20 protein-coding genes and 1 pseudogene are annotated in these 23,080 nt (G+C 72.2%); 13 read left to right on the forward strand and 8 right to left on the reverse strand.

Annotation, left to right across the window (positions count from 1 at the left end; translation table 11 throughout):
- Positions 1-36: 36 nt before the first annotated feature.
- The 6 genes from ACK4UM_RS08740 to ACK4UM_RS08765 all read right to left on the reverse strand — a co-directional run bounded on the left by ACK4UM_RS08740 (position 37) and on the right by ACK4UM_RS08765 (position 2,952).
- Positions 37-666: an HD domain-containing protein gene (locus ACK4UM_RS08740; RefSeq protein WP_409797861.1), complete on the reverse strand. Its 630-nt coding sequence runs from the start codon at positions 664-666 to the stop codon at positions 37-39.
- Positions 666-1,277, reverse strand: a complete 612-nt coding sequence (locus ACK4UM_RS08745; RefSeq protein ID WP_409797927.1) for a DNA-3-methyladenine glycosylase I — start codon at positions 1,275-1,277, stop codon at positions 666-668. The genes ACK4UM_RS08740 and ACK4UM_RS08745 overlap by 1 nt, the downstream gene beginning before the upstream one ends.
- 89 nt (positions 1,278-1,366) lie before the next feature.
- Positions 1,367-1,747 (reverse strand): hypothetical protein, encoded by a 381-nt coding sequence (locus ACK4UM_RS08750; protein ID WP_409797862.1) that lies wholly within the window; start codon positions 1,745-1,747, stop codon positions 1,367-1,369.
- 10 nt (positions 1,748-1,757) lie between these two features.
- Positions 1,758-1,934 (reverse strand): hypothetical protein, encoded by a 177-nt coding sequence (locus ACK4UM_RS08755; protein ID WP_409797864.1) that lies wholly within the window; start codon positions 1,932-1,934, stop codon positions 1,758-1,760.
- A gap of 87 nt (positions 1,935-2,021) precedes the next feature.
- Complete coding sequence (locus ACK4UM_RS08760; protein WP_409797866.1) at positions 2,022-2,333, reverse strand: phage tail protein; 312 nt, start codon at positions 2,331-2,333, stop codon at positions 2,022-2,024.
- A gap of 124 nt (positions 2,334-2,457) precedes the next feature.
- A complete protein-coding gene (locus ACK4UM_RS08765) occupies positions 2,458-2,952 on the reverse strand; it encodes a hypothetical protein (protein WP_409797933.1) in 495 nt (164 codons plus the stop codon).
- Here ACK4UM_RS08765 and ACK4UM_RS08770 point away from each other — a divergent pair.
- A pseudogene (locus tag ACK4UM_RS08770) lies at positions 2,839-3,231 on the forward strand (DUF4347 domain-containing protein); the annotation flags it as partial. The gene ACK4UM_RS08765 and the pseudogene ACK4UM_RS08770 overlap by 114 nt on opposite strands.
- Before the next feature lie 243 nt (positions 3,232-3,474).
- On the opposite strand, the gene ACK4UM_RS08775 reads toward ACK4UM_RS08770, so the two are convergent.
- On the reverse strand, positions 3,475-3,804 hold the full coding sequence (locus ACK4UM_RS08775) for a hypothetical protein (RefSeq protein WP_409797935.1): 330 nt from the start codon (positions 3,802-3,804) through the stop codon (positions 3,475-3,477).
- An 87-nt stretch (positions 3,805-3,891) separates the two neighbouring features.
- On the opposite strand from ACK4UM_RS08775, the gene ACK4UM_RS08780 reads away from it, so the two are divergent.
- From ACK4UM_RS08780 to dnaQ, 8 genes are all read left to right on the forward strand, one after another.
- On the forward strand, positions 3,892-10,578 hold the full coding sequence (locus ACK4UM_RS08780; RefSeq protein WP_409797929.1) for a cadherin-like domain-containing protein: 6,687 nt from the start codon (positions 3,892-3,894) through the stop codon (positions 10,576-10,578).
- Positions 10,579-10,736: 158 nt separating this feature from the next.
- Positions 10,737-12,362, forward strand: a complete 1,626-nt coding sequence (locus ACK4UM_RS08785) for a TolC family protein (RefSeq protein WP_409797868.1) — start codon at positions 10,737-10,739, stop codon at positions 12,360-12,362.
- 88 nt (positions 12,363-12,450) lie between these two features.
- Positions 12,451-13,317 (forward strand): efflux RND transporter periplasmic adaptor subunit, encoded by an 867-nt coding sequence (locus ACK4UM_RS08790; RefSeq protein ID WP_409797869.1) that lies wholly within the window; start codon positions 12,451-12,453, stop codon positions 13,315-13,317.
- Positions 13,314-14,675 carry an efflux RND transporter periplasmic adaptor subunit gene (locus ACK4UM_RS08795; protein ID WP_409797871.1) on the forward strand — a complete coding sequence of 454 codons (1,362 nt, stop codon included), beginning with the start codon at positions 13,314-13,316 and terminating at the stop codon, positions 14,673-14,675. Before ACK4UM_RS08790 ends, ACK4UM_RS08795 begins: the two co-directional genes overlap by 4 nt.
- A complete protein-coding gene (locus ACK4UM_RS08800) occupies positions 14,660-16,840 on the forward strand; it encodes an HlyD family efflux transporter periplasmic adaptor subunit (RefSeq protein WP_409797873.1) in 2,181 nt (726 codons plus the stop codon). The genes ACK4UM_RS08795 and ACK4UM_RS08800 overlap by 16 nt, the downstream gene beginning before the upstream one ends.
- A 99-nt stretch (positions 16,841-16,939) precedes the next feature.
- Positions 16,940-17,806 (forward strand): shikimate dehydrogenase, encoded by an 867-nt coding sequence (locus tag ACK4UM_RS08805; RefSeq protein ID WP_409797875.1) that lies wholly within the window; start codon positions 16,940-16,942, stop codon positions 17,804-17,806.
- Positions 17,803-18,402, forward strand: a complete 600-nt coding sequence (coaE, locus tag ACK4UM_RS08810; protein WP_409797877.1) for a dephospho-CoA kinase — start codon at positions 17,803-17,805, stop codon at positions 18,400-18,402. The genes ACK4UM_RS08805 and coaE overlap by 4 nt, the downstream gene beginning before the upstream one ends.
- Positions 18,403-18,423: 21 nt before the next feature.
- The gene (gene dnaQ / locus ACK4UM_RS08815; RefSeq protein ID WP_409797879.1) at positions 18,424-19,143 is read left to right on the forward strand and encodes a DNA polymerase III subunit epsilon; all 720 of its coding nucleotides are present in this window, start codon (positions 18,424-18,426) and stop codon (positions 19,141-19,143) included.
- A 25-nt stretch (positions 19,144-19,168) separates the two neighbouring features.
- On the opposite strand, the gene secB is transcribed toward dnaQ, so the two are convergent.
- Positions 19,169-19,681, reverse strand: a complete 513-nt coding sequence (gene secB, locus ACK4UM_RS08820; RefSeq protein ID WP_409797881.1) for a protein-export chaperone SecB — start codon at positions 19,679-19,681, stop codon at positions 19,169-19,171.
- A 369-nt stretch (positions 19,682-20,050) separates the two neighbouring features.
- Here secB and ACK4UM_RS08825 point away from each other — a divergent pair, with 369 nt between their 5' ends.
- From ACK4UM_RS08825 to ACK4UM_RS08840, 4 genes are all read left to right on the forward strand, one after another.
- Positions 20,051-20,764, forward strand: coding sequence for a Tim44/TimA family putative adaptor protein (locus tag ACK4UM_RS08825; RefSeq protein ID WP_409797883.1), 714 nt, complete (start codon positions 20,051-20,053; stop codon positions 20,762-20,764).
- Positions 20,765-20,835: 71 nt separating this feature from the next.
- The gene (locus tag ACK4UM_RS08830; RefSeq protein ID WP_409797885.1) at positions 20,836-21,996 is read left to right on the forward strand and encodes a murein transglycosylase A; all 1,161 of its coding nucleotides are present in this window, start codon (positions 20,836-20,838) and stop codon (positions 21,994-21,996) included.
- The gene (locus tag ACK4UM_RS08835) at positions 21,993-22,586 is read left to right on the forward strand and encodes a Smr/MutS family protein (protein WP_409797886.1); all 594 of its coding nucleotides are present in this window, start codon (positions 21,993-21,995) and stop codon (positions 22,584-22,586) included. Before ACK4UM_RS08830 ends, ACK4UM_RS08835 begins: the two co-directional genes overlap by 4 nt.
- A 4-nt stretch (positions 22,587-22,590) precedes the next feature.
- Entirely contained in the window at positions 22,591-23,076 is a 486-nt protein-coding gene (locus ACK4UM_RS08840) for a helix-turn-helix domain-containing protein (RefSeq protein WP_409797888.1), read from the forward strand.
- Positions 23,077-23,080 lie beyond the last annotated feature (4 nt).

Here is a 23,080-nt window from a genome sequence, read left to right on the forward strand (position 1 = left end):
GCCTTTCTCGCTCGACGCTCGAAAGACCACCCTCCCCTACGGGGAGGGATGCGCCAATTCCTTGCAGCGCTCCTTGAAGCGGCGGGCGGCGTCGTCGGCGGGCCAGGGGGGGAGCCAGGCTTCGAGATCCGGCGGCGCGCCCTCGGGCGTGCCGAAGAAGCGGCGCGCCTCCGCCTCCGAGAAGCCGGCGAGCCGCGTCGCCTCGAGGAAGGCGGCGGTGCGGTCGGCGCGCTTGGCGAGCGCGGCCTCCGCGCGCGGCGGCGCGGCGGACAGGCCGAAATGCAGGCGCACGGCCGCCGCGAGGCGCCGCTCGGTGTCCTTGTAGACGTCGCCGATCACGGCCTTGAAGGGCGAGATCATGTCGCCGATCACGTATTCGGGCGCGTCGTGAAGGAGGATTCCGAGCCGCGTTTCGCGCGTCGTCTCCGGCGCGAGGCGGCGGGCGACGGCCTCCACGAGGAGCGAGTGCTGGGCGACCGAGAAGACGTGCGCCCCGCGCGTCTGCCCGTTCCAGCGCGCGACGCGGGCGAGGCCGTGGGCGATGTCCTCGAGCTCGACGTCGATGGGCGAGGGATCGAGGAGATCGAGCCGCCGGCCGGACAGCATGCGCTGCCAAGCCCGCGGCGGCGCTTTCGATCCCCGCGGCGCGCTCGCCACGCGTGCCATCAGAACCCCTCCGCCAACGCCGCGCATTCCGCGTGGCGGAAGCAGCCGACGAGGTGGTCGTTCGTCAGCCCGCAGGCCTGCATGAAGGCGTAGACGATGGTGGGGCCGCAGAAGCCGAAGCCGCGGGCCTTCAAGTCCTTCGACAGAGCCCGCGCGGCCGCGCTCTCGGTGGGCGCCTCGGCGCGCGAGCGCAGGTTCGTCTGCACGGGACGCCCGTCGACGAAGCCCCAGACGTAATCGGAAAAGGAGCCCCTCTCCGCGATCGCGAGATAGGCGCGCGCCCCGCGGATCGTCGCCTCGATCTTCGCGCGGTTCCTCACGATCCCCGCATTCCCCATCAGCCGCGCGACGTCGGCCTCCGTGAAGCGCGCGATCGCCTCCGGGTCGAAGCCGGCGAAGGCGTCGCGAAACGCCTCGCGCTTGCGCAGGATGGTGATCCAGGAGAGCCCGGCCTGAAAACCGTCGAGGATCAGCTTCTCGAACAGGGCGCGAGACTCGCGCTCGGGCACGCCCCAATCGGTGTCGTGATAGGCGACGTAGAGCGGGTCCGTCGCCGGCCACCAGCAGCGCGCGCGCCCGTCCGCGTGGAGGACGAGCGAGCCGTCCGCGATCGCATCGTCGAATGTGGTCACGAAACGCCCCCCGCGCGTGCCTCGTCTACCGGTGAGGTAGAGGATTCGCGCGCGGGAGGCCAGGGGGGTCAGAGCGGGCCGGCGGCGCGGGCGAGGAGGGCGGCGAGGCGTGCCGCGACGGCGTCGTGCGCGGCGATCGCCGCCGCGACGCCCGATGCGTCGCCGTTCTTCTCGGCTTTGGAGCGGGCGTGATCGGCCGCGCCGACGGCCGCGTCGAGCGCCTGCCATTCCGCGAGATCGGCCTCGGCGCCGTCCGCGCCGCGTGCGGCGCGCGCCTCGAGCACCGCGCGCAGGCGGTAGCGCGCCATGGTGTGGGCGCAGGCGAGATTGCCCGCCCGCGCCTCCTTCGCGCAGAACAGCGACGCGCCCGGCCGCCCTCGCCAGCCCTCGTGCGCGAGCCCGCAGGCGCGCACGTGGAGCTCGTCGAGGGAGGCGGGCGCGGCGTTCATTGCGGGCGCGTCACGGCCGCGGCGGGAAGATGCCCGTCACGGCGATGATGAAGCTCACGCCGGTGAAGGGCATCCGGTTCTCGTGGGGCATGCCGCTCCCGGCAAAGCCGACTTGGACGGCGACGCTGCCAGGGGCGAGCGTGACGGCATCGCCGTCCGCGGCGGCATACGCGTTCACGTTGGTCACGTTCGGCCCGCTCTGGAACCGTGCCGCTCCGAGGACTTGCCCAGCTTGGGGCTGATTCGACGTTGCGGGCGTATTCCTAACGACGACCTAGCCGGCGGCCGGATGATTGTGCTGCGGCATCTGCGTCGCGATGAGAGTGACGTCCTCGACACCGGCCATCATCCCAAGCGAATACGTGCTCAACCCGGGACCCTGACCCATTCCGGCGCCCATCGGCGCGCGCGAGCGCAGGTCCGGCAGGCCGAACGTCTGCGTGCCGTTGCCGCCGTAGGTGGTGCCCAACAGCGCGAACAGAGCCTGGTTCTGCGCGATCGCGACGAGGGCTCCGTTGCAATATGACCAGCCCAACGGCGCGAAATTCGGCGCCCACATCATGATCGTCCCAATGTAAACGTCCATCTCCCCCTCCTCGGCGCCGCCGCCGCGGGCCCTCGCCCGCTGATTGATTCGGCGACCGTCGGCCGAAAGAGAGCACAGGGCGGCATTTTTTCCAACATCTAATCGTCAGTTGTTTCCCTATCGTTCACGGGTCGCGCCCGATTCTGTTAGACTTTTCTTGCGTGCAGGCATTCGCCGTTAAGAGGCGCGCGATTGTTGCGCGTTCGCCACTTTGCAGGCTGAGCAATTGGAGGCATGGTGTCGATCGACGATCGTCGATGCGGAGAGGATTCGCGACATGGCTTGGCGGCATCGGTCGGGCACCGACCCGTGGTCTCGGGCACCGCTCGCGCTCGCGCTCGAGCCGCGGATCATGTTCGACGCGGCCGGCGCGGCGACCTATGCCGATGCCGTGGATGATCAGGGTGACCAGCCTGCGCTGTCTGTGGCGATCGACGAGCCGACGATGCTCGGCGGTGAGCGCCATGTCGTCGTGATCGATACCGGGATCGCGAATTGGGAAACCATCCGAGCCGCAGTCGTCCCCGACGCAAACATCGTTTTGATCTCGCCTGACGCGGATGGGCTCGAACAGCTCCGCGACCACCTGTCTGCAATGCGAGACGTATCGGCGATTCACATTGTGTCTCACGGCGCCGAAGGGCTTTTGCGGCTCGGGACGAGCGTGCTGACCGCAGGCGATCTCGCAAGCCGCATCGCCGACCTCCAGGCGATCGGAGCGGCTCTAGCCGCCGACGGCGACATTCATCTGTATGGCTGCCGAATCGGTGCCGGTGCAGCTGGCGAGATGTTTCTGTCGGAGCTCGCGCGACTGACCGGAGCCGATATCGCGGCGTCGGTGGACGATACAGGGTCTGAACACCTCGGCGGCAACTGGGACTTGGAGAAGACTGTCGGTGACGTAAACACCGGCAGCGCATTCTTCGCCGAGCTTTCGCTGTCCTACACAGGGCTACTTCCGCAAGCGGTCATCAGTTTCGACGGAAACGGCTTCAGCGCCGGCGATGCGATCGACAATGCGACGTTCAACGCGAACGGCCTCACATTCGAGATCTTTTTAGCAAACGCAGCAGGTACTAAGCTGCCGAGCTTCAGCAACGGCGGAGCGAGTCTGTTCTTTGACGACTCGATGAGGAGTTTTTCAGGGGGAACGAATGTCATCGGTGACGGCGGTGCTGCCTACATATATTCGCAGAATACGAATTTCGGATGGCCAATCGACGCAATAAATCTCGTACTTAGAACTAACAATGGAGCTGAGTTCAGCTTCGTCAGCTTCAAATCGCACACGATCGATTTCGGCGCATATGGAAGCCATCTTCTGGTCGAAGGGTTTCGTGACGGGGCGTCCGTCGTCACCCAGGCCGTGACGATCAACTCGGAGAACAGCCCCTTCCATTCGACCGTCACCTTGACGAACCAGGGATTTCAGTTCGTCGATGAAATCAGGATTCGGCTGAATACCGCGCATCCGAGTTTCCAATCAGCCTTTCCCGGGCTGAACCATGTCTTCGATACTTTCGTCATCAACGATGCGGTTCTGCCCAACACCCCGCCCGTGCTCGTCGGCACCCCCGCCAACCCCACCATCCTCGACACCGCCACCGCCACCCCCTTCTCCGCCCTCTCCTTCACCGATGCGGAGAGCAATGGCGGCACGATCACGATCACCTTCACAGCCGCCAACGGCGCGCTCTCCGGCACGGGGCTCACCGGATCGGCGGGCAATTACACGCTGTCGGGCGCGAACCCGGCCGAGCTCACCGCCCGCCTCCAGGCACTCGTCTTCACGCCGGCGCAGAACCAGGTCGCGCCGGGCTCCAACGTCGTCACCACCTTCACGCTGACCCCCAACGACGGCAGCGCGAACGGCAGCGCCGTCACCGCGCAGGTCACCGCCACCTCGGTCAACGACGCGCCCGTGCTCGGCGGCCTGCCGGGCACGCCCGTGGGCGTGTTCGACAACGCGACCGTGTCGCCCTTCGCGAACGCGACGATCGCCGATCCGGACCCCGGCCAGACGATCGTCGTGAGCGTCGCGCTCGACGACGCGGCCAAGGGCACGCTCGCGGGCGGCGGCTTCGTCCACCAGGGCGGGGGCGTCTACACATTCTCCGCCGCGAGCGCGGCCGCGGCCCAGACGGCTTTGCGCGCCCTCGTCTTCACGCCCGCCGCCAACCGCGTCGCCGGCGGCGCGACCGAGACGACGACCTTCTCCGTCACCGTGTCGGACGGGACCGCCCAGGCCTCCGGCAGCGCGCAGGTCCTCGCGACCGGCGTCAACGACGCGCCGACGCTGACCCCAGGCTCGGTCGTCGCGATGATCGGCACGGACGAGAACGACACGTGGCCGACGGGCACGCTCGTCTCCGCTCTCCTGGCGGGCGCGGGCTATGCCGATGCCGATCCCGGCGCGTTCGCCGGCATCGCCGTGACGGCGCAGACGATCGTCGGCAGCGGCACCTGGTTCTATTCCCCCAATGGCGGCGCGACGTGGATCAACATCGCCTCGGTCTCCTCGACGAGCTCGCTCCTCCTCGCCTCGACGGCGCAGCTGCGTTTCGTGCCGGACGGCGTCGTCGGCGGCACCGCCACCCTCACCTTCCGCGCCTGGGACGGGACGACGGGCACGGCCTCGGACACGATCTCGCGCTTCGCCGACACCACCACGAACGGCGGCACCACGGCCTTCTCCGCGGCGGTCGCGACGGCGACGAAGGCGATCGTCGACATCAACGACCCGCCGACCCTCGCCGCCACCGGCACGAACCCGACCTTCACCGAAGGCGGCACCGCGGCGACCCTGTTCTCCGGCGTGACGATCTCGACGATCGAGCCGGGCGAGACCATCGTCGCCCTCACGCTCACGGTGTCGGGCTTGGCCGACGGCGCGGCCGAGCGGCTCCTCATCGGCGGGCAGGCGCTCGCTCTGACCCACGGCACCACGCTCGCCCTGACCGGCGGCGGCACGGCGAGCGTGAGCGTGGCGGGCGGCGTCGCGACCGTCTCGATAACCGGCCTGTCGCGCACCCCCGCCGAGGCGCAGACGCTCGTCCAGAGCCTCGCCTACGAGAACACGAGCGATGATCCGACGGTGGCCGGCGGCCGCACCGTCACGCTGATCTCGATCCGCGATTCCGGCGGCACCGCCAATGGCGGGCAGGACACGACGAGCGTCACGATCGCCTCCGCCGTGACGCTCGAGGCGGTGAACGACGCGCCGAGCCTCGGCCAGACGAGCTTCGCGCTGCCGCCCACCGACGAGAACACGACCGCAGCGACCACGGTGTTCGACATCACCTCGGGTCTTGGCTTCGCCGATCCGGACGGGCCCGGCCGCGGCATCGCCGTGATCGGGTCGACGGGGCTCGGGACGTGGCAATTCTCGACCGACGGCGGCGTCGCTTGGTCTGCGATCGGCTTCGTCGCGGCCGGCAACGCGCTCCTCCTGTCGGACGCGGTGCAGATCCGTTACGTGCCGAACGGCGTCCAGGGCGAGACCGCGACGCTCACCGTGCGCGGCTGGGATCGCTCCTCGGGCGTCGTCGGCGACCGGGTGGACGCGACCACGGTGGGCACCGCGACGACGTTCTCGACGCAGGTCGGCACCGCCACCCTCGTCGTCGCCGCGATCAACGACCCGCCCGTGCTCACCGGGACCGTCGGCGGGACGTTCACGGAGACGGTGGCGAATGCCGGTGCGGCGGCGAGCGGCGCCTCGGTTTTCCTCGTCTCCTCCGACGCCACCGTGACCGATCCGGATCAGCCCGCGGCGTTCCCCGGCGCCACGCTGACGGTGTCTTTTGCCAGCTACCAGACCGGCGATCGAATCAGCTTCGCGGCGACCTTCGGCCCCTACACCTACGATTCCGGGACGGGCGAGATCCGCGTCGGCGGCACGGCCGTGGCGAGCGTCGCGGGCGGCGTCGGCGGCGCCCTCGTGGTGACCTTCACCGGCGCCGCGACGAACGCGGTCGTCACCGACGTCCTGCGCAACGTGGTCTATTTCCACGTCGGCGACGACCCGACCGCCGGCGGCACCGCGACGACGCGCGCGGTCAGCGTCGTCTTCAACGACGGCGGCAATACCGGCGCGGGCGGGCCGCTCTCGTCGGACGCGCTCACCGGCGACCTGACCATCGTCGCCCTCAACGATCCGGAGGGCTTCGCCGGCACGATCGCGCCGACCTTCGCGGAGGGCGCCCTCCCGGTCCCGCTCGCGCCCGGCGCGACCGTCACCCGCGTCGACGCCGCGAGCTTCGACGGCGGCAGCCTCACCGTGGCGCTCGGCACTTACAGCGCGGGCGACGTGCTTTCGATCTTGGAGAGCGGCGGCATCACGGTGTCGGGCGGGGTCGTGTCCTTCGGCGGCGCCCGCATCGGCACCGTGAGCGGCGGGGCGGGGGCCGATCTCGTCGTGTCCTTCGACCGCCCCGAGGCGACCCACGCGGCGGTGCAGGCGCTCGCCCGCGCCATCGTCTTCGACAACGCGTCCGGCAACCCCGCCGATTTCGGCGCCGCGCCGACCCGCGCCGTCACCATGACGCTCGACGACGGCGGCAATTCCGGCGTCGCCGGCTCGACGACGAGCACGCTCACGGGCACGATCGCGATCGTCGCCGTCGACACCCCGCCCAGCGTGACGCCGAGCGCGGACATGACCTTCTTCGACCCCAATGGCGGGTCGATCAGGATCGATCCCGGTCTCGTCGTCGCCGATCCGGACAGCCTCACGCTCGTGCGCGCGATCGTGACGCTCCCGGTGTCGCCCGACAACAACTTCGAATCGATCGGTTTCACGACCGCGGGTCTGACCGCGTTGTTCGGCAACGGAATGACCGCGAACTACAATTCCGGCACGCGCAGTCTCACCATCAACGGCGCGGCGAGCGTCGAGGTCTACCAGACGATCCTGCGCAACGTGACCTATTCGAACTTGAGCGGCACGCCCGACGCCACGCCGCGCGAGATCGCGTTCACGGTGCGCGACGCGACCGGCCTCGACAGCGTCGTCGTCACCCGCACGGTCGTGATCGCGAACACGATCGCGCCGACCTTCCAGGAGGGCGATCCGCCGCTCCTGCTCTCGCCGGCGACGCTCCTGTCCGCCACGGGCCTGACCTTCGACGGCGGCAGCGTCACGGCCGCTCTCGGCGCCTACGCGCCCGGCGACGTCCTCTCGATCCGCGAGATCGGCGGCATCACCGTCGTCGGCGGGGTGGTATTCTTCGAGGGCGCGCGCATCGGCACGGTCTCGGGGGGCGTCGGCGCGGCTCTCGTGGTGTCGCTCGATCGTCCCGAGGCGACGCGCGACGCCGTGCAGGCGCTCGGCCGCGCGATCGCCTTCCAGAACACGACCGCGAACCCGACGGATTTCGGCAACGCGCCGAACCGAGCCGTCACGCTGACGATCGTCGGCTCGGATCCGAGCCAGGACCGGACGATCGCCGGCACGCTCGCCATCGTCGCCGTGAACGACGCGCCGGTGGTGACGCCGTCGGCTGGCGATGCCGTCTTCACCATCGGCGGCGGGCGGATCGTGATCGATCCCGGCATCGTCGTGGCCGACGTCGACAGCACCAACCTGAACCGTGCGGTCGTCGTCCTGTCGGCGAGCACGGACTCCAACCTGGAAGTGCTCGGCTTCACGAATGCGGGCCTCGACGCCTTGATCGCCGCGGGGTTGTCGGCGAACTACAGCTCCGGAACGCGCGCGCTGACGATCACCGGCTCCGCGAGCGTCGAGGTCTACCAGACGCTCCTGCGCAACATCACCTTCGCGAATTCCGCGACCACGCCCGACACGACCCCGCGCACGCTCACCTTCACGGTGCGCGACGCGGCCGGCCTCGAGAGCACCGTGGCCGAGCGCTCCATCGTTCTCGTCGCCAACGCGCTGCCCGTCGTCACGATCGGCACCCTGCCGAGCGTCGCCGAGGGCGGCTCGGTGATCCTCACGCCCGCGATCGTCACGGCGACCGACGTGGAGACCACGGACCCCGCGCAGCTCGTCTTCACGATCACCGCCCTCTCGAACGGCATCGTGCGCCTCGACGGCACCGCGCTCGCGGTGGGGGGCACCTTCACCCAGGCCGACGTGAACGCGGGCCGCGTCACCTATCTCCACGACGCCTCGGAGACGACGACCGGCGGCTTCTCCTTCACGGTGCGCGACGCCGACAACGGCACCTCGGGCGCGCAGACGCTCGCCTTCGCGATCACGCCGGTCAACGACGCGCCGACCATCTCGGTCGCGGGCGTCCTCACCGCGCCGGAGGACGTGCCGACCGCGCTCGTCGGCATCTCCTTCGCCGATCCGGATGCGGGCTCGAGCCCGGTCTTCGTCACCCTCTCGGTCGCGCGCGGCACGCTGATCGCCACCTCCGGGTCGGGCGTCACCGTCGCAGGGTCCGGCACCGGCGCGATCACCCTTCTGGGCTCGGTCGCCGACATCAACGCCTTCGTGGCGGCATCGGGCGTCACCTTCCTCACGGCGCAGGACGACGACCAGAACGTGGCCCTCACGATCACGATCGACGACCTGGGCAATACCGGCTCCGGCGGGGCGCAGAGCGCGACCGCGACCGTCACGATCTTCGTCGACCCGGTGAACGACGTGCCCGTCGTCGACGGCTTGCCGGTTCTGCGTCCGACGACCGACAAGATCCCGATCGCCCCGTTCGCCACCGTGACGGTCGTCGATCCGGACGTCGGCCAGCCGCTCACGGTCACCGTGACGATCGGCCAGCCCGGTCAGGGCGGCTTCACCGCCGCATCGCTCGCGGCGAGCGGCTTTGCCGCGACGGGCGTGCCGGGCGTCTTCGCCCTTGTCGCGCCCGACGCGGCGGCGGCCCAGGCGGCCTTGCGCGCGCTGGTCTTCCAGCCGGTCGAGAACCGCATCCTTCCGGGGACGACGGAGACGACGACCTTCACCGTCTCGGTTTCGGACGGCGTCGCGCCGGCCGTCGAGCGGGTCGCCTCGGTCGTGGTCACGTCGATCAACGACGCGCCCGTCGTCGGCGGGCTCCCGCCGGGGCAGAGCGTCGCGCATGACGGCACGCTGCAGCCCTTCGCCGGAATGCTCGTCGCCGATCCGGATGCGGGGCAGACCCTGTCGGTGCGCATCGCGATCGGGAATCCGGGCACCGGCGGCCTCACCGCCGCCTCGCTCGCGGCCGCGGGCTTCGTGGAGATCGCGCCCGGGTTGTACGAGCGCAACGGTTTCGCGAATCCGGACGCTGCCGCGGCGGCGCTGCGCGGGCTCGTCTTCCAGCCGGTCGCGAACGCCGTCCCGCCGGGCGCGAGCGCGTCGGTCGCGATCACGGTGACCGTGAGCGACGGCACCGCCGCCGCGACGAGCACCGGCACCGTGACCATCGTGGGGCCGCAGCTCCAGGCTCCGATCCCGCCGCCGCCGCCGCCGGTGGTTCCGCCCGCGCCGCCGCCCGCGCCACCTCCGGTCGCGCCGCCGCCGATCATCTTCGTGCCGGGTCCGCCGATCGGCGGGCCCGCCCAGATCCCGACCTTCGGGGGCGCCGTCGTGTCGATCCTCGCCCCCGACCGGGGCGGCCCGGTCGCGGCGCCGGGCTTCTCGCCGATCTCGGCGACGAGCGGCTTCTTCCTCGCCCCGTCGGACGGCTCGGGCCTCGGCATCGCCATCCGCGCGTCGACGCCGGTCGGCGATTTCGTGATGCGCTCGGGCGGCGGCTCGGCGAGCTTCACGCTGCCGCCGGCCACCTTCGTGGTCGAGAGCGCCGGCGCGCAGGTGCTCGTCGGCGCGCTCCTCGCGGACGGCTCCCCGCTGCCGGCCTGGGTCCAGTTCGACCCGGCGACGGGCACGTTCCGCGTCGACGTCCCGCCGGGCTTCACGGGAACGCTCGACATCGTGTTGACGGCGAGGCTCGCGACGGGCGAATCGGCGAGCACGGGCTTCCGAATCGCGGTCGACGCTGAGAGCGAGCCGGCCGCGCCGCAGGACGCTCCCGCTCAAGAAGCGCCGACCCAAGAGGCGCCGCCGCAAGAGGCGCCGCCGCAGCGCCAGGGGGCCGCGCCGGCTCCGGAGCCGGTCCGTCTTATCGCTGAGGGCGGCAAGCCGGCCTTCAGCGACGCGGTGAAGGCCGCCAGCCGTGGCGCTTGGGCAACACAAGGACAGAGTTTCCTCGACGACTTGATTGCCACCTTGCCAGGCGGGCGACCTTCGGGCGAGATCGAGGGCGATTCGCGCAACGGAAGGGACGCGGCCTGATCGTCGCCGCGCGCGAGCATGGTCCGGGCCGTTCGCGGCCCGAAGACCGCACGATCCGGGCCGTCCGCGGCCGGAGCTGCGATTGTTCGGGCCGTCCGCGGCCTGGAGGGAGCGGGGGACGGTCGCTCCGAATCGGTGATCGGGGACGGGTGGGGCAAATGGCGGACAGAGCGGGACGACCGGGGAGAACGGGGGCGCGTCGTGCGGCCCTCGCGGCGAGCGTGGCGGGGGCGCTTCTCGTCGGCGGCTGCGCGATCACGCCCGAGCCGCTGTCTCTGGAGGAGCAGATCTCCCGCGCCGCGGCCGACCGAGCGATGCTCTACGCCTCGCAGGAGCCGGTTTCCGGGCCGATCTCGCTCGAGGAAGCGCTCGCCCGCGCGCTCAAGTACAATCTCGACCATCGCGTCGCTCTGATGGAGCGTGCGTTGGAGGAGCGGCTTCTCGACAGCGCGAGCGCGGACCTCCTGCCCACCCTCGCGGGCCGGGCGGGCCTGCGCACCCGCGACAACGTCCAGGCCTCGTCGAGCCGCTCGATCCTCTCGGGGCGGCAATCGCTCGAGCCCTCGACCAGCACGGATCGCGATCTCGGCACCGCCGATCTCCAGGTCTCGCTGAACGTGCTCGATTTCGGCCTGTCCTATTTCGGCGCGCAGGCCCAGGCGAACCGCTCGCTCGCCGCCGAGGAGCGCCGCCGCCGGGTGGTGCTCTCGATCGCCGATCAGGTCCGCTCCGCCTATTGGGAAGCCGTCACCGCCGAGCAGCTCGCGCCCCAGGTCCGCCGCGTGCTCGGCGAGGCGCGCTCGGCGCTCGATTTCGCCCGCCAGGCCGAGGCCGAGCGGCTCCTGCCGCCGCTGCAGGTGCTCCAGTTCCAGCGCGCGATGCTCGAGATCGTGCAGCAGCTCGAGATCCTCGAGAGCGAGCTCGCCATCGCCAAGGCCCAGCTCGCCGGGCTGATGAACCTGCCGCCGGGCACGAGCTTCCGCCTCGAGCCCCCGCGCCAGGCCGCGACCCGCCTGCCCTATCGCCTGCCCGATCTCGAGGCGGTGGCGATGGTCTCGCGGCCGGAGATCCGCGAGGAGCTGTACAATGCCCGCAACGTCGCGCTGGAGACGCGCTCGGCGATCCTGCGGCTTCTGCCCGGCGCAAACCTGTTCGCGGGCGTCAATTACGATTCGAACTCCTTCCTCGTGAACAATTCCTGGGCCGATGCGGGCGTGCAGGTGACGTGGAACCTGCTGCGGCTCCTGTCGGTGCCGGCGATCATGGCCGAGGGGGAGGCCCGCACCGATCTGTCCGAGACGCGCCGGCTCGCGTTGCGCATGACCATCCTGACGCAGGTCAATCTCGGCTATCGGCGCTTTCAGCGCGCGACGGCGCTCTACGAGCGCGCCGCCGCCATCCAGAACGTCGAGGCGCGAATCGCCGCGGCCACCCGCGACGCCGAGGAGGCGGATGCGCAATCGCGTCTCGAGCGCGTGCGCGCCGCCGCCTCCGCGGTTCTCGCCCAGCGCTCCCGCAACCGCGCCTTCGCGGAGGTGCAGAACTCGCTCGGTTCGCTCTACGCCGCCGCGGGCTTCGATCCCCTGCCGGAGATCGTGGAGGAGACGGACGTGACGAGCCTCGCGCGCGCCATCGCCGAGCGGACGGCGCAGGTCCAGGCCGGGCGCGTGCGTCTGCCCACCGTGCCGCAGCCCGCATCCGGGGGTGCGCCGACGGCGAGCCTCGACACGCCGCCGCGGGCGGCCTACGCTCAATTGCCGCCGCGGCGGCCCGATACCGAGTAGACGGCACGCGCATCGTCCCACCGGGTGGATGCCGTCCGAAGGCAGAGACGATGCTCCGGTTCGACGACCGGAGCCGGGGGTCGAGACGATGCGACACGCGTGGATCGAGCGCCGAGCGGCAGGCCTGACGGCGGCGGCCGGCCTGGTCGCGATCCTCCTCGCGGGCGCGGTCGCCGCGCCGGCAGCAGCCCAGGCGCCGCTTGCCGACAACCCGTTCGCCGCTCCGCTCGCCGCCCCGATCCCCGAAACGCGAGCCGCGCCGCGCGAGGCCGGCCCGACGATCCGCGCCCAGATCAGCCCGCGCCATCAGACCGTCCTCTCCGCCGAGATCGCCGGCAAGATCGTCTCGCTCGCCCTGCGCGAGGGCGAGGCCTTCGCCGCCGGCGATCGTCTCGTCGGGCTCGATTGCGGGGCGCACGTCGCCCGCCGCGACCGCGCAGCCGCCCAGGAGCTCGCCGCCCGCCGGCGCCTGGAGACCGCGGGGCGGCTCGATCGGCTCAGCTCCATCTCCCGGCTCGAACTCGACGAGGCCGCCGCCGCGCTGGCCGCGGCGCAGGCCGAGACGGCGCTGGCGGACGTCTTCGTCGCGCGCTGCGACGTGGTCGCCCCCTTCTCCGGCCGCATCGCCGAACGCTTCGCCGAGCCCCACCAATACGTCGCCGAGGGCGAGAAGCTCGTCGCCATCCTCGACGACAGCGCGCTCGAGGTCGAGCTGATCGTCCCCTCCCGCTGGCTTGTCTGGCTGGCGCCGGGGCACCGCTTCTCCGTCGCTGTGGACGAACTCGATGCGCGCATCGCCGCGCGCGTCGCTCGAATCGGCGCGCGCGTCGATCCGGTGAGCCAATCGGTCAAGATCTTCGCGGAGATCGAGGAGGGTGCGCCCGGCCTCTTCGCGGGCATGAGCGGCGCCGCCGAGATCGCCCCGCCGCTCGCGGCCGGAGCGCCGGGGGGATGAGCCCGCCCGATCGCGGCCTCGTCGCGCTCGCCGCCGTGCTCGAGCTCGAGAAGCGGGTGCGCGCCTGTGCGACCGCCGAGGAACTCGGCTTCCTGATGGTCAACGACACCCATCAGGTCGTGCCCTATCGGCAGGCCGCCTTCTGGCGCGTCGATCGCGGGCGCGTCGCCGCCCTGTCGGGCCTCGCGACCCCCGATCCGGACGCGCCCTTCACGCGGCGCCTCGCCGCCTGGTTCGCCCGCCGCGCCGAGGGCCCGGACGCCCTGCGGGCGGAGGCCGTCCCGGTCGCGGCCATGGGGGAGGCCTTCGGCGCGCCCGAGGGCGAGCCGGCGCGGGAGGCGGCCGCGCATTTCGCCGCTCACCTGCCGGGCCACGTCGCCTATGTCCCGCTCGTACGCAACGAGCGCCTCGTCGGCGCGCTCCTCCTCGCGCGGCCGGAGCCCTTCGCCCGCAACGAATTGTCCGTGCTCGGCCATCTCGCCGACGCCTATGCCCACGCGCTCGCGGCCCTCGTCGGCCCGCGCGTCGCGATGCGCCGCAAGACGCGGCGGCGGGCGATCGCCCTCGCGGCGCTCGTCGCGAGCGCGATCGTGCTCGCGCTGCCGGTCCGCCAATCCGTGCTCGCCCCGGCCGAGATCGTTCCCGAGGAGGCGATGCTCGTGCGCGCGCCGATCGCGGGCGTCGTCGAGGCCGTGCACGTGCGGCCGAACGCGCGCGTGGTCGAGGGCGAGCCGCTCGTGACGCTCGACGGACGCGAGCTCGTCGCGCGGCTCGAAGTCGCCCGCCAGCAGCTCGCCGTCGCCGAGGCGGAGCTGCGTCAGGCGCAGCAGCAGGCCGTCTTCGACGACCGCTCGCGCGCCCAGCTCGCCATCCTCCAGGGCCGCCGCGAGCAGCACGCCGCCGAGGTCGCCTTCGTCGAGGAGCGGCTGGCGCGCATCCGGGTCGGCGCGCCGCGCACCGGCATCGCCGTGTTCGACGACGTCGCCGATTGGGAGGGGCGGCCCGTCGCGCTCGGCGAGCGCATCATGCTCGTCGCCGATCCGCAGGCGCGCGAGCTCGAGATCCGGCTCTCGGTCTCCGACGCGATCGTGCTCGAGCCCGGCGCGGACGTGCGCTTCTTCCTCAACATCGACCCGGCCGACCCCGTCCCCGCCCGCCTCGTGCGCAGCGGCCATCGCGCCGCGCCGATGCCGGAGGGCACGATGGCCTACCGGCTGCGTGCCGCCTTCGAGGCGGACGATCCGCGCCTGCGCATCGGCCTGCGCGGCACGGCGAAGCTCTACGGCGAGGAGACGAGCCTCCTCGTCTATCTCCTGCGGCGGCCGATCGCCGGAGCGCGGCTGTGGCTGGGCCTCTGACGCTCCGCCTCGGCGCGGCCGAGGCCGCCGCGGTCGCGAGCCGGGCGCAGCCTGCGCGCGCCGCGCGCCTGCCGCCGATCCGCGAGGAGCTGATCCTGCACGAAGGGCCGCCGACGCGCGAGGGCGCGCCGACCTGGACGCTGGAGGACCCGCCGCGCGCGCGCTTCTTCCGGATCGGCTGGGCGGAGGTCGAGATGCTGGCGCGCTGGGAGCTCGGCGACCCCGCCGCCATCGCGCAGGCGGTCTCGCGGGAGACGACGCTCGCGCTCGTGCCGGACGACGTCGAGGCCTTCGCCCGCTTCCTCGCGGGCGCCAATCTCGTGCAGGTGCGCGGGCCCGACGGCAATGCCCGGCTCGCCGAGCAGGCGCGCGCGGCGCGGATGAGCCCGCTCTCCTTCCTGCTCAAGAACTACCTGTTCGTGCGCATCCCGCTCGCGCGGCCCGATCGCTTCCTGGAGGCGACGCTGCCGCTCGCCGCCCCCTTCTTCCACAAGGCGTTCTGGATCGCGACGCTCGTCGCGGGGCTTCTCGGGATCGTGCTGGCGCTCCGGCAATGGGACGCCTTCGCCACGACCTTCATGCACCTGTTCAGCCTGGAGGGCGCGGTGCTCGCGGCGCTGGCCCTCGTCGGCACCAAGATCTGCCACGAGCTCGCCCACGCTTACGCCGCCAAACGGCTCGGCCTGCCGGTGCCGACGATGGGCGTCGCGCTCATGGTGCTCTATCCGGTCCTCTACACCGACACGACCGCCGGCTGGCGGGTCACGGACCGCGCCGCGCGCCTGCGCATCGGCTATGCCGGCATGGCGATCGAGCTCGCCATCGCCGCCTGGATGACGCTCGCCTGGAGCTTCCTGCCGGACGGGCCGGTGCGCTCGGCCGCCTTCGTGCTCGCCACGACGACCTGGATCCTGACGCTCGCCGTCAATCTGAACCCCTTCATGCGATTCGACGGCTATTTCCTGTTCTCGGACGCGATCGACACGCCCAACCTCCAGGACCGCGCCTTCAAGCTCGCCCGCTGGCGCTTGCGCGAGGCGCTGTTCGGCTTCGGCGAGCCGCCGCCCGAGCGCTTCCCGGCGCCGCGCGCGCGGCTCCTCGTGGCCTATGCCTACGCGACCTGGGTCTACCGGTTCTTCCTGTTCCTCGGCATCGCGCTCCTCGTCTACCACTTCTTCTTCAAGGCGCTGGGCATCCTCCTGATGGTGGTCGAGCTCGCCTGGTTCATCGGGCGGCCGATCGTGCTCGAGCTCAAGGAATGGGCCGAGCGGCGGCGTGCCTTGCGGCTCAACCGGCAGAGCGCGACGACGGCCGGTGCGCTCCTCGTCCTCGTCATCCTCCTCGTCGTGCCGATCGAGTGGCCGGTGCACGCGCCCGCGCTCCTGCGCGCCGAGCGGCAGACGCAGCTCTTCGCCCCGGCAGATGCGCGCCTCGTCGCCATCGCCGCCGCGCCGGGCGCCCGGGTCGCCCGCGGCGAGCCGCTCTTCGCCTTCGCCTCCCCCGATCTCGAGCACCGCCTCGCCGAGACCGAGCGGCGGATCGCGCTTTTGCGCTGGCGGGCGAGCGTCGAAGTCGATTCGACCGGCGGGCGCACCAATCGCGAGGCCCTGTGGCGCGAGCTCGAAGGCGCGCTCGCCGAGCGCACGGCGCTCGCGGCCCTCGTCGAGCGGCTCGTCGTGAGCGCCCCGCATGACGGTCTCCTCGCCGAGCGCGACGAGGAGGTCCGCGCCGGGGATTGGACGCCGGAGGGCGAGTGGCTCGCGACGCTGATCGCGCCCGAACGCCTCCTCGTCGAGGCCTACGTGGACGAGGCCGATCTCGGCCGCCTCTCGGCCGGGGCGTCCGGGACCTTCCACGCCACGGCGCCGGGTCATGCGCCGCTGCCGCTCGTCGTCACCGAGATCGCGCAGACGGCGACGCGCCGCCTCGACGCCGCGCCGGAACTCTCCTCCACGCTCGGCGGCGGCATCGCGGCCTTCCAGCGCGGCGCGGAGATCGTGCCGGAGGGGGCGATCTACCGGGTGCTCCTCGCACCGGTCGAGCCGCAAGCGGCGCCGCCGCGGGCGCTCGTCGGCACCGTGCGGCTCGAAGGCGAGCGCGTCTCGCTCGCCGCGCGGATCTGGCGCGCGGGCGTCGCGATCCTGGTGCGCGAGAGCGGGTTCTGAGCGCGCCGCGATCGGCTGGTGACACGCCCCCGCCCCGCGCGCTATGCGAGGAGGGGCGGGCCGCGTGCGGCCGCGCGATCCCGGGAGAGACGAGACGCCATGTCGCAGATCCCCAGAGCCTTCGTCGTCGGACAGCCGATCGCGCATTCGCGCTCGCCGCTGATCCACGGCCATTGGCTCGACCGCCACGCCGTCGCCGGTTCCTACGAGCGCGTCGAGGCCTCGCCGGAGGCCTTTCCGCGCTTCCTGCGCGGGCTCGCGCGGGCGGGCTTCGTCGGCGGGAACGTCACGCTCCCCCATAAGGAGACCGCCTTCCGCCTCGTCGACGCCGCGACCGCGCGCGCGAGCCGGCTCGGCGCCGTCAACACCGTCTGGCTCGAGGACGGCGTTCTGCACGGCGACAACACCGACGTGATCGGCTTCGTGGCGAGCCTCGACGCCGCCCTGGGCGCGGGCTGGGAGCGCAAGCGGGCGGAGGCGCTCGTCCTCGGTGCCGGCGGTGCGGCGCGCGCGGTCGTCGCGGGCCTCCTCGACCGCGGCCTCGAGCGCGTGACGATCGCCGCGCGCAATCCGGCCAAGGCCGAGCCGATCCTCGCCTTCGCGCCCGAGCGCACCCGTCTCGTCCCCTGGGAGGACGCGCAGGACGCGCTCGGCGAAGCGGGGCTCGTCGTCAACACGACCTCGCTCGGCATGAAGGGGCAGGCGCCGCTCGCGCTCGACCTCGGGGCCTGCCCGGCGCACGCGGCGATCGCCGACATCGTCTACGTGCCGCTCGAGACCCCGCTCCTCGCTGCCGCGCGCGCCCGCGGCCTCGCGGCGGTGGACGGGCTCGGCATGCTGCTGCACCAGGCGGTGCCCGGCTTCGCGCACTGGTTCGGCGTCACCCCGACGGTGACGCCGGAGCTGCGGGCGCTCGTCGTCGCCGATCTCGTCGCGGCCGATGCGCCGAGCGAGGCCGGCTCGTGACCTTCGTCCTCGGCCTCACCGGCTCGATGGGGATGGGCAAGTCGACCACCGCGGCGATGTTCCGCGCGGCCGGCGCGCCCGTCCAGGACGCCGACGCCGTCGTGCACCGGCTCTATGCCGGCGCGGCCGTCCCCCTCGTCGAGGCCGCCTTTCCAGGCACGACGCGCGCGGGCGCGGTCGACCGCGCGGCCCTGTCCGCCCGCGTCGTCGGCGACCCCGACGCCATCGCGCGGCTCGAAGCGATCGTCCACCCGCTCGTCGCGGCCGAGCGCGCGGCCTTCCTCGCGGCGGCGCGCGCGGGCGGGGCGCGACTCGCTGTCCTCGACGTGCCGCTCCTCTTCGAGACGGGGGGCGAGCGCCATTGCGACGCGGTCTGCGTCGTCACCGCGCCCCCGGATGTCCAGCGCGCCCGCATCCTGGCGCGGCCGGGCATGACGGAGGCGAAGCTCGACGGGCTCCTCGCGCGCCAGATGCCGGACGCTCAGAAGCGCGCGCGGGCTCATTTCCTTGTGGACACGGGCCGCGGGCTTCGCGCGGCGGAGCGCCAGGTGCGCGATATTGTGCGCGCGCTCGCCGGCCGCGAAGGGCGCGCCTGAAGAGAGAGCCCGAACGCCGTCATGCTGCGCGAAATCGTCCTCGACACCGAGACCACCGGCACCGAGCACGCCCAGGGCGACCGGCTGATCGAAATCGGCTGCGTCGAGCTCCTCGACCACATCCCGACCGGGCGCACCTACCACGTCTACGTCAATCCGCAGCGGCCGGTCTCGCAGGGCGCGTTCGAGGTGCACGGCCTCTCGGACGCCTTCCTCGCCGACAAGCCGGTCTTCGCCGCTGTGGCCGACGAGTTCCTCGCCTTCGTCGAGGGGGCGCGCCTCGTCATCCACAACGCGCCGTTCGACATGGGCTTCATCAACATGGAGCTCGGCCGGCTCGGCCGCCCCGCCTGGCCCGAGGCGCAGGTGCTCGACACCCTCATGCTGGCGCGCCGCAAGCATCCGGGCGCGCCCGCGAGCCTCGACGCGCTCTGCTCGCGCTACGGCATCGACAATTCGCGCCGCACGAAGCACGGCGCGCTCCTCGACGCGGAGATCCTGGCGGAAGTCTATATCGAGCTGATCGGCGGCAAGCAGAAGGATCTCGGGCTCGCGACGCCCGGGCTCGAGGCGCGGCCGCTCGGCATCGTCCTGCCGAGCGGGCCCGCCGTCGCGCGGCGCCCGGCCCCGTCGCGCCTCACGGACGAGGAGCGCGCGGCGCACGCCGCCTTCCTCGCCCGCTTCAAGGCCGAGACCGTCTGGAAGGGCTATCTGGGCGAGCGGGCGGCGGACGAGGGCTGAGCCGACCCGTCCGCCGACGCCGCGATCACGCGGTCGGCGTCTCGGCGCCGGCCTGGGCCTGCTGCGCCTGGGCGGCGCGCTGGCGATAGAGGGCCACGAAATCGATCGGGTCGATGTAGAGCGGCGGGAAGCCGCCGTTGCGCACCGCGTCGGCGACGATCTGCCGCGCGAAGGGGAACAGGAGGCGCGGGCACTCGATCATGATGACCGGGTGGACCTGATCCTGGGGAATGTTGCGGATCCGGAAGATGCCGGCGTAGTTCAGTTCGAACTTGAACAGAAGGTTCGCCTGGGTCTTCGCATCGCCCTCGAGCTTCAGCTCGACCTCGTAATCGGTCTCCGACATCGGCTTGGCGTTGACGTTGACCTGGATCGAGATCTGCGGCTGGCCCTGCTGCGGCGAGAGCGAGCGCGGCGCGTTCGGGTTCTCGAAGGAGAAATCCTTCGTGTATTGAGCGAGCGCGTTCAGCGAGGGGGCGGTGTCGGCGCCGCCCTGGTTGGCGCCTTGCGCGCCGTTCGTCGCCGGAGTGTCGGCCATCGGGTGTCTCCAGAATTCGGCATGGGCGCCGGCTCGGCGCGACCGGGAGGCGCGCGCGAAAGCGCAGTCTCCGGATGCGAAGCGCGCTAACACGCTTCGGGCTCGCGAACAAGCGCGGCGCGCGCCGGGCGGGCGATCCGTTTTCGCGCCTCGACAGGCCGGCCGAAAAGAATCGCGCGATCGCACATCAGAATATCGCTCGCTTGTCGCCGCGACGGGTGGATGTTAGGACGCTCACTGCCCATATCTTCAACGAGGGTCGCTCGCGCGCGGCTCCGGGGGCGTGTCGGCGGTGCCGGCCCGGCCTCGATCGAGATCCGCGTGCGAGACCGTGGGCCCGACACCGGGGATTTCCAGGCCGGACCGACGATGCAAGAGACATTCGACATCACGACGCTGATCTTTCTCGCGCTCGCCGTCTTCGTGATCTGGCGGCTACGCTCGGTGCTCGGCCAGAAGACCGGACACGAGAAACCGCCGCAGGATCCGTTCCGCCGCGAGACCAGCCAGGCCCGCGCCCCGCGCCCCAACGGCGCGGACAACGTCGTGCGCCTGCCCGGCGGGCCCGCGGCGCCGGGGCTCTCGCCGGCCGATCGCTGGAAGGGCGTGGTCGCCGCGGGCGCCACCCCGGAGACGCCCCAGGCGCTCGACGAGATCGCGCGCCAGGAGCCGCAATTCAATGGTCGGGACTTCATCGAGGGGGCCAAGATGGCCTACGAGATGATCGTCACGTCCTTCGCGGCGGGCGATCGCAAGACGCTCGAGGGCCTGCTCTCGCCGGAGGTCTACGAAGGGTTCGAGCAGGCGATCGCCGAACGCGAGGGCCGCGGCGAGAAGGCGGAGACCACCTTCGTCGCCATCGACAAGACCGAGATCACGCATGCCGAGGTGAAGGGCAAGAGCGCCCAGGTGACCCTGCGCATCGTCTCCGAGCTGATCTCGGTGACCCGCGATGCCGGCGGCGCCGTCGTCGAGGGCAGCGCCGATCAGGTCGTCGAGGTGACCGACGTGTGGACCTTCGCCCGCACGCTCGGCTCGCGCGACCCGAACTGGCTCCTGGTGGCGACCGAAGCCGGGCAATGAGCCGTGCGCGGCGGGCTCGACACCGCGCCGCGCCGTCGGTCGCACGCTCGGCCCCGTACGCGGTCGCGCTGATGGCCGCCCTCGCAGCGCTCGCCCCCGTCGAACTCGGCGCGACGAGCGTCGGGGATGCCGCGTTGCGCGCCGTCGCCTTCGCGGATCTGCCCGGCTGGGAGGCGGACGACCACGCCGCCGCGCTCGCGACCTTCCGCACGAGCTGCGTCGCCATTCTCGACGGCGCACCGAGTCTGCGTCCGGCGGGCGCGACCGGCGACGCGCTGCTCGCGGCCTGCCGCGCCGGGATCGAGGCCGGTCCCGCCGAGGCGCGCGCCTTCTTCGAGGCCTGGTTCGTCCCACATCGCGTGATCCCGCCCTCCGGCGCGGGTTTCATGACCGGCTATTACGAGCCCGTCCTGGAGGGCGCCCTCGTCCCCTCCGCCGAATTCTCCGTGCCCTTGCGCGCCCGCCCGGACGCGCTCGTCTCGATCCTCGAGCACGAGCGGCTGCCCGGCATCCCCGATCATCTGCGCGCCGCGCTCGATCTGGGCGGCGCCGCCTACGCTCCCGTGCCGACCCGTGCCGCGATCGAGGAGGGTGCGCTCGACGGAGCGGCGGAGCCGATCGTGTGGCTGCGCGAGCCGGGCGAGGCCTTCATCGTCCACGTCCAGGGCTCGGCCCGCATCCGCCTCCCCGACGGACGCCTCTTGCGGGTCGGCTATGCCGGACGCAACGGGCATCCTTACGTCTCGATCGGCCGCCTCCTCGTCGAGCGCGGCGCCATCGCGCGCGAGGAGATGAGCCTCGAGCGGCTTCTCGCCTGGCTCGCGCAGAACCGCGACGCGGCGCGCGCCCTGATGCGCGAGAACCCGTCCTACATCTTCTTTCGCACGATTCCCGAGGACGATCCCGCGCTCGGCCCGATCGGCGGCGCGGGCGTGCCGCTCGCGCCGGAGCGCTCGATCGCGGTGGATCGCGCGCTCTGGCGCTACGGCCTGCCCTTCCACCTCGCCGGGCGCGTTCCCGGTGTCGACGGCGGCCTCCGGCCGCTCGCGCGGCTCATGATCGCGCAGGACACGGGCTCCGCGATCGTCGGGCCGGCGCGGATCGACTATTTCGTCGGCACCGGCCCCGAGGCGGGCACCCGTGCTGGGCTGATGCGTCACGCGGTCGACGTCACCGTGCTCCTGCCGCGCCCCACCCCGATCGCCGCGTCGGAACCGGGGCGTGCGCCATGACGCGGCGGCGGCGCACGCTGAGCGCCGAGGAGGCGCGTCTGTGGCGCCATGTCGTGCGCCATGTCGATCCCCTGCCCGGCCGCGCCCCGCCTCCCGATCCGGACCTCGTCTCCTCGACGGCCGCCGTGCCCGAGATCGAACCCGAACGGCCGCCGAAGCCCGTCGCGCGCGGGACGCGCCCGCCATCCGCCGGGCCCTATCGCCCGCAGCCGCCCCCGGTGCCGTCGATCCCGCCGCTCTCGGCCCTGCAGCGCAAGGAGCGGCTCGCCCTGCGCCGCGGCGCCCGCGTGCCGGACGCGACGATCGACCTGCACGGCATGCGCCAGGACGAGGCTCACCGCCGGCTGATCGCCTTCCTGCACCGCGCGCGCACGGACGGACACGCGCTCGTTCTCGTCGTCACGGGCAAAGGCGGCCCGCCGGGCGACGGGATCGGCCTGTTCGACCATCGCGGCGTGCTGCGCCGCTCGGTGCCCCATTGGCTCGGGCTGCCGGATCTGCGCCCGCTCGTCGTCGGCTTCGAGGAGGCGGCGCCGCAACATGGCGGCTCGGGGGCGCTCTACGTGCGCCTGCGCCGCCGCGGAGGCTGACGCGATGGCGCGGCGGCGGATCGCGCGAGCGGACGGGGACGAGGCGCGGGCGCTGACGCCCTTCGGCCGGCGCGTGCGGGCGCTGCGGGCGGCGCGCGGCCTCCAGCTCAAGGACATGGCGGCGCATCTCGGCGTCTCGAGTGCCTATCTCTCCGCGCTCGAGCGGGGCGAGCGCGGCCGCCCGACCTTCGCCCTCGTGCAGGGGACGATCCAATATTTCGGGGTGATCTGGGACGAGGCGGACGAATTGCAGCGGCTCGCCGAATTGTCCGATCCGGCGCCGCGGGTGCGCGCGGCGGGGTGCGGCGCGGACGCCGTCCTCCTCGCCAACCGCCTCTCGCGCGAGATCGGCGATCTCGACGCGGACAGCGTCGCGGCGCTGCTCGCGGTTCTCGATCGCGCGGTCCTCGACCGCGCCGTGCTCGATCGCGCCCGCGCGACCACGTCGCTTGACGCCCAGACCGGCACGGGCGACAAGCCGCCCGACTGATACC

Origin of the sequence: Salinarimonas sp. (assembly GCF_046292825.1) — a bacterium.
Taxonomy (GTDB): Bacteria; Pseudomonadota; Alphaproteobacteria; order Rhizobiales; family Beijerinckiaceae; genus Salinarimonas.

Coding starts and splice junctions, on each gene's coding strand:
- ACK4UM_RS08740 (WP_409797861.1), bottom strand. CDS start 666: ATGGCACGCGTGGCGAGCGCGCCGCGGGGATCGAAAGCGCCGCCGCGG.
- ACK4UM_RS08750 (WP_409797862.1), bottom strand. CDS start 1,747: ATGAACGCCGCGCCCGCCTCCCTCGACGAGCTCCACGTGCGCGCCTGC.
- ACK4UM_RS08760 (WP_409797866.1), bottom strand. CDS start 2,333: ATGGACGTTTACATTGGGACGATCATGATGTGGGCGCCGAATTTCGCG.
- ACK4UM_RS08775 (WP_409797935.1), bottom strand. CDS start 3,804: ATGCGCGGTATTCAGCCGAATCCTGATTTCATCGACGAACTGAAATCC.
- ACK4UM_RS08785 (WP_409797868.1), top strand. CDS start 10,737: ATGGCGGACAGAGCGGGACGACCGGGGAGAACGGGGGCGCGTCGTGCG.
- ACK4UM_RS08790 (WP_409797869.1), top strand. CDS start 12,451: ATGCGACACGCGTGGATCGAGCGCCGAGCGGCAGGCCTGACGGCGGCG.
- ACK4UM_RS08795 (WP_409797871.1), top strand. CDS start 13,314: ATGAGCCCGCCCGATCGCGGCCTCGTCGCGCTCGCCGCCGTGCTCGAG.
- ACK4UM_RS08805 (WP_409797875.1), top strand. CDS start 16,940: ATGTCGCAGATCCCCAGAGCCTTCGTCGTCGGACAGCCGATCGCGCAT.
- dnaQ (WP_409797879.1), top strand. CDS start 18,424: ATGCTGCGCGAAATCGTCCTCGACACCGAGACCACCGGCACCGAGCAC.
- secB (WP_409797881.1), bottom strand. CDS start 19,681: ATGGCCGACACTCCGGCGACGAACGGCGCGCAAGGCGCCAACCAGGGC.
- ACK4UM_RS08825 (WP_409797883.1), top strand. CDS start 20,051: ATGCAAGAGACATTCGACATCACGACGCTGATCTTTCTCGCGCTCGCC.
- ACK4UM_RS08830 (WP_409797885.1), top strand. CDS start 20,836: ATGGCCGCCCTCGCAGCGCTCGCCCCCGTCGAACTCGGCGCGACGAGC.
- ACK4UM_RS08835 (WP_409797886.1), top strand. CDS start 21,993: ATGACGCGGCGGCGGCGCACGCTGAGCGCCGAGGAGGCGCGTCTGTGG.
- ACK4UM_RS08840 (WP_409797888.1), top strand. CDS start 22,591: ATGGCGCGGCGGCGGATCGCGCGAGCGGACGGGGACGAGGCGCGGGCG.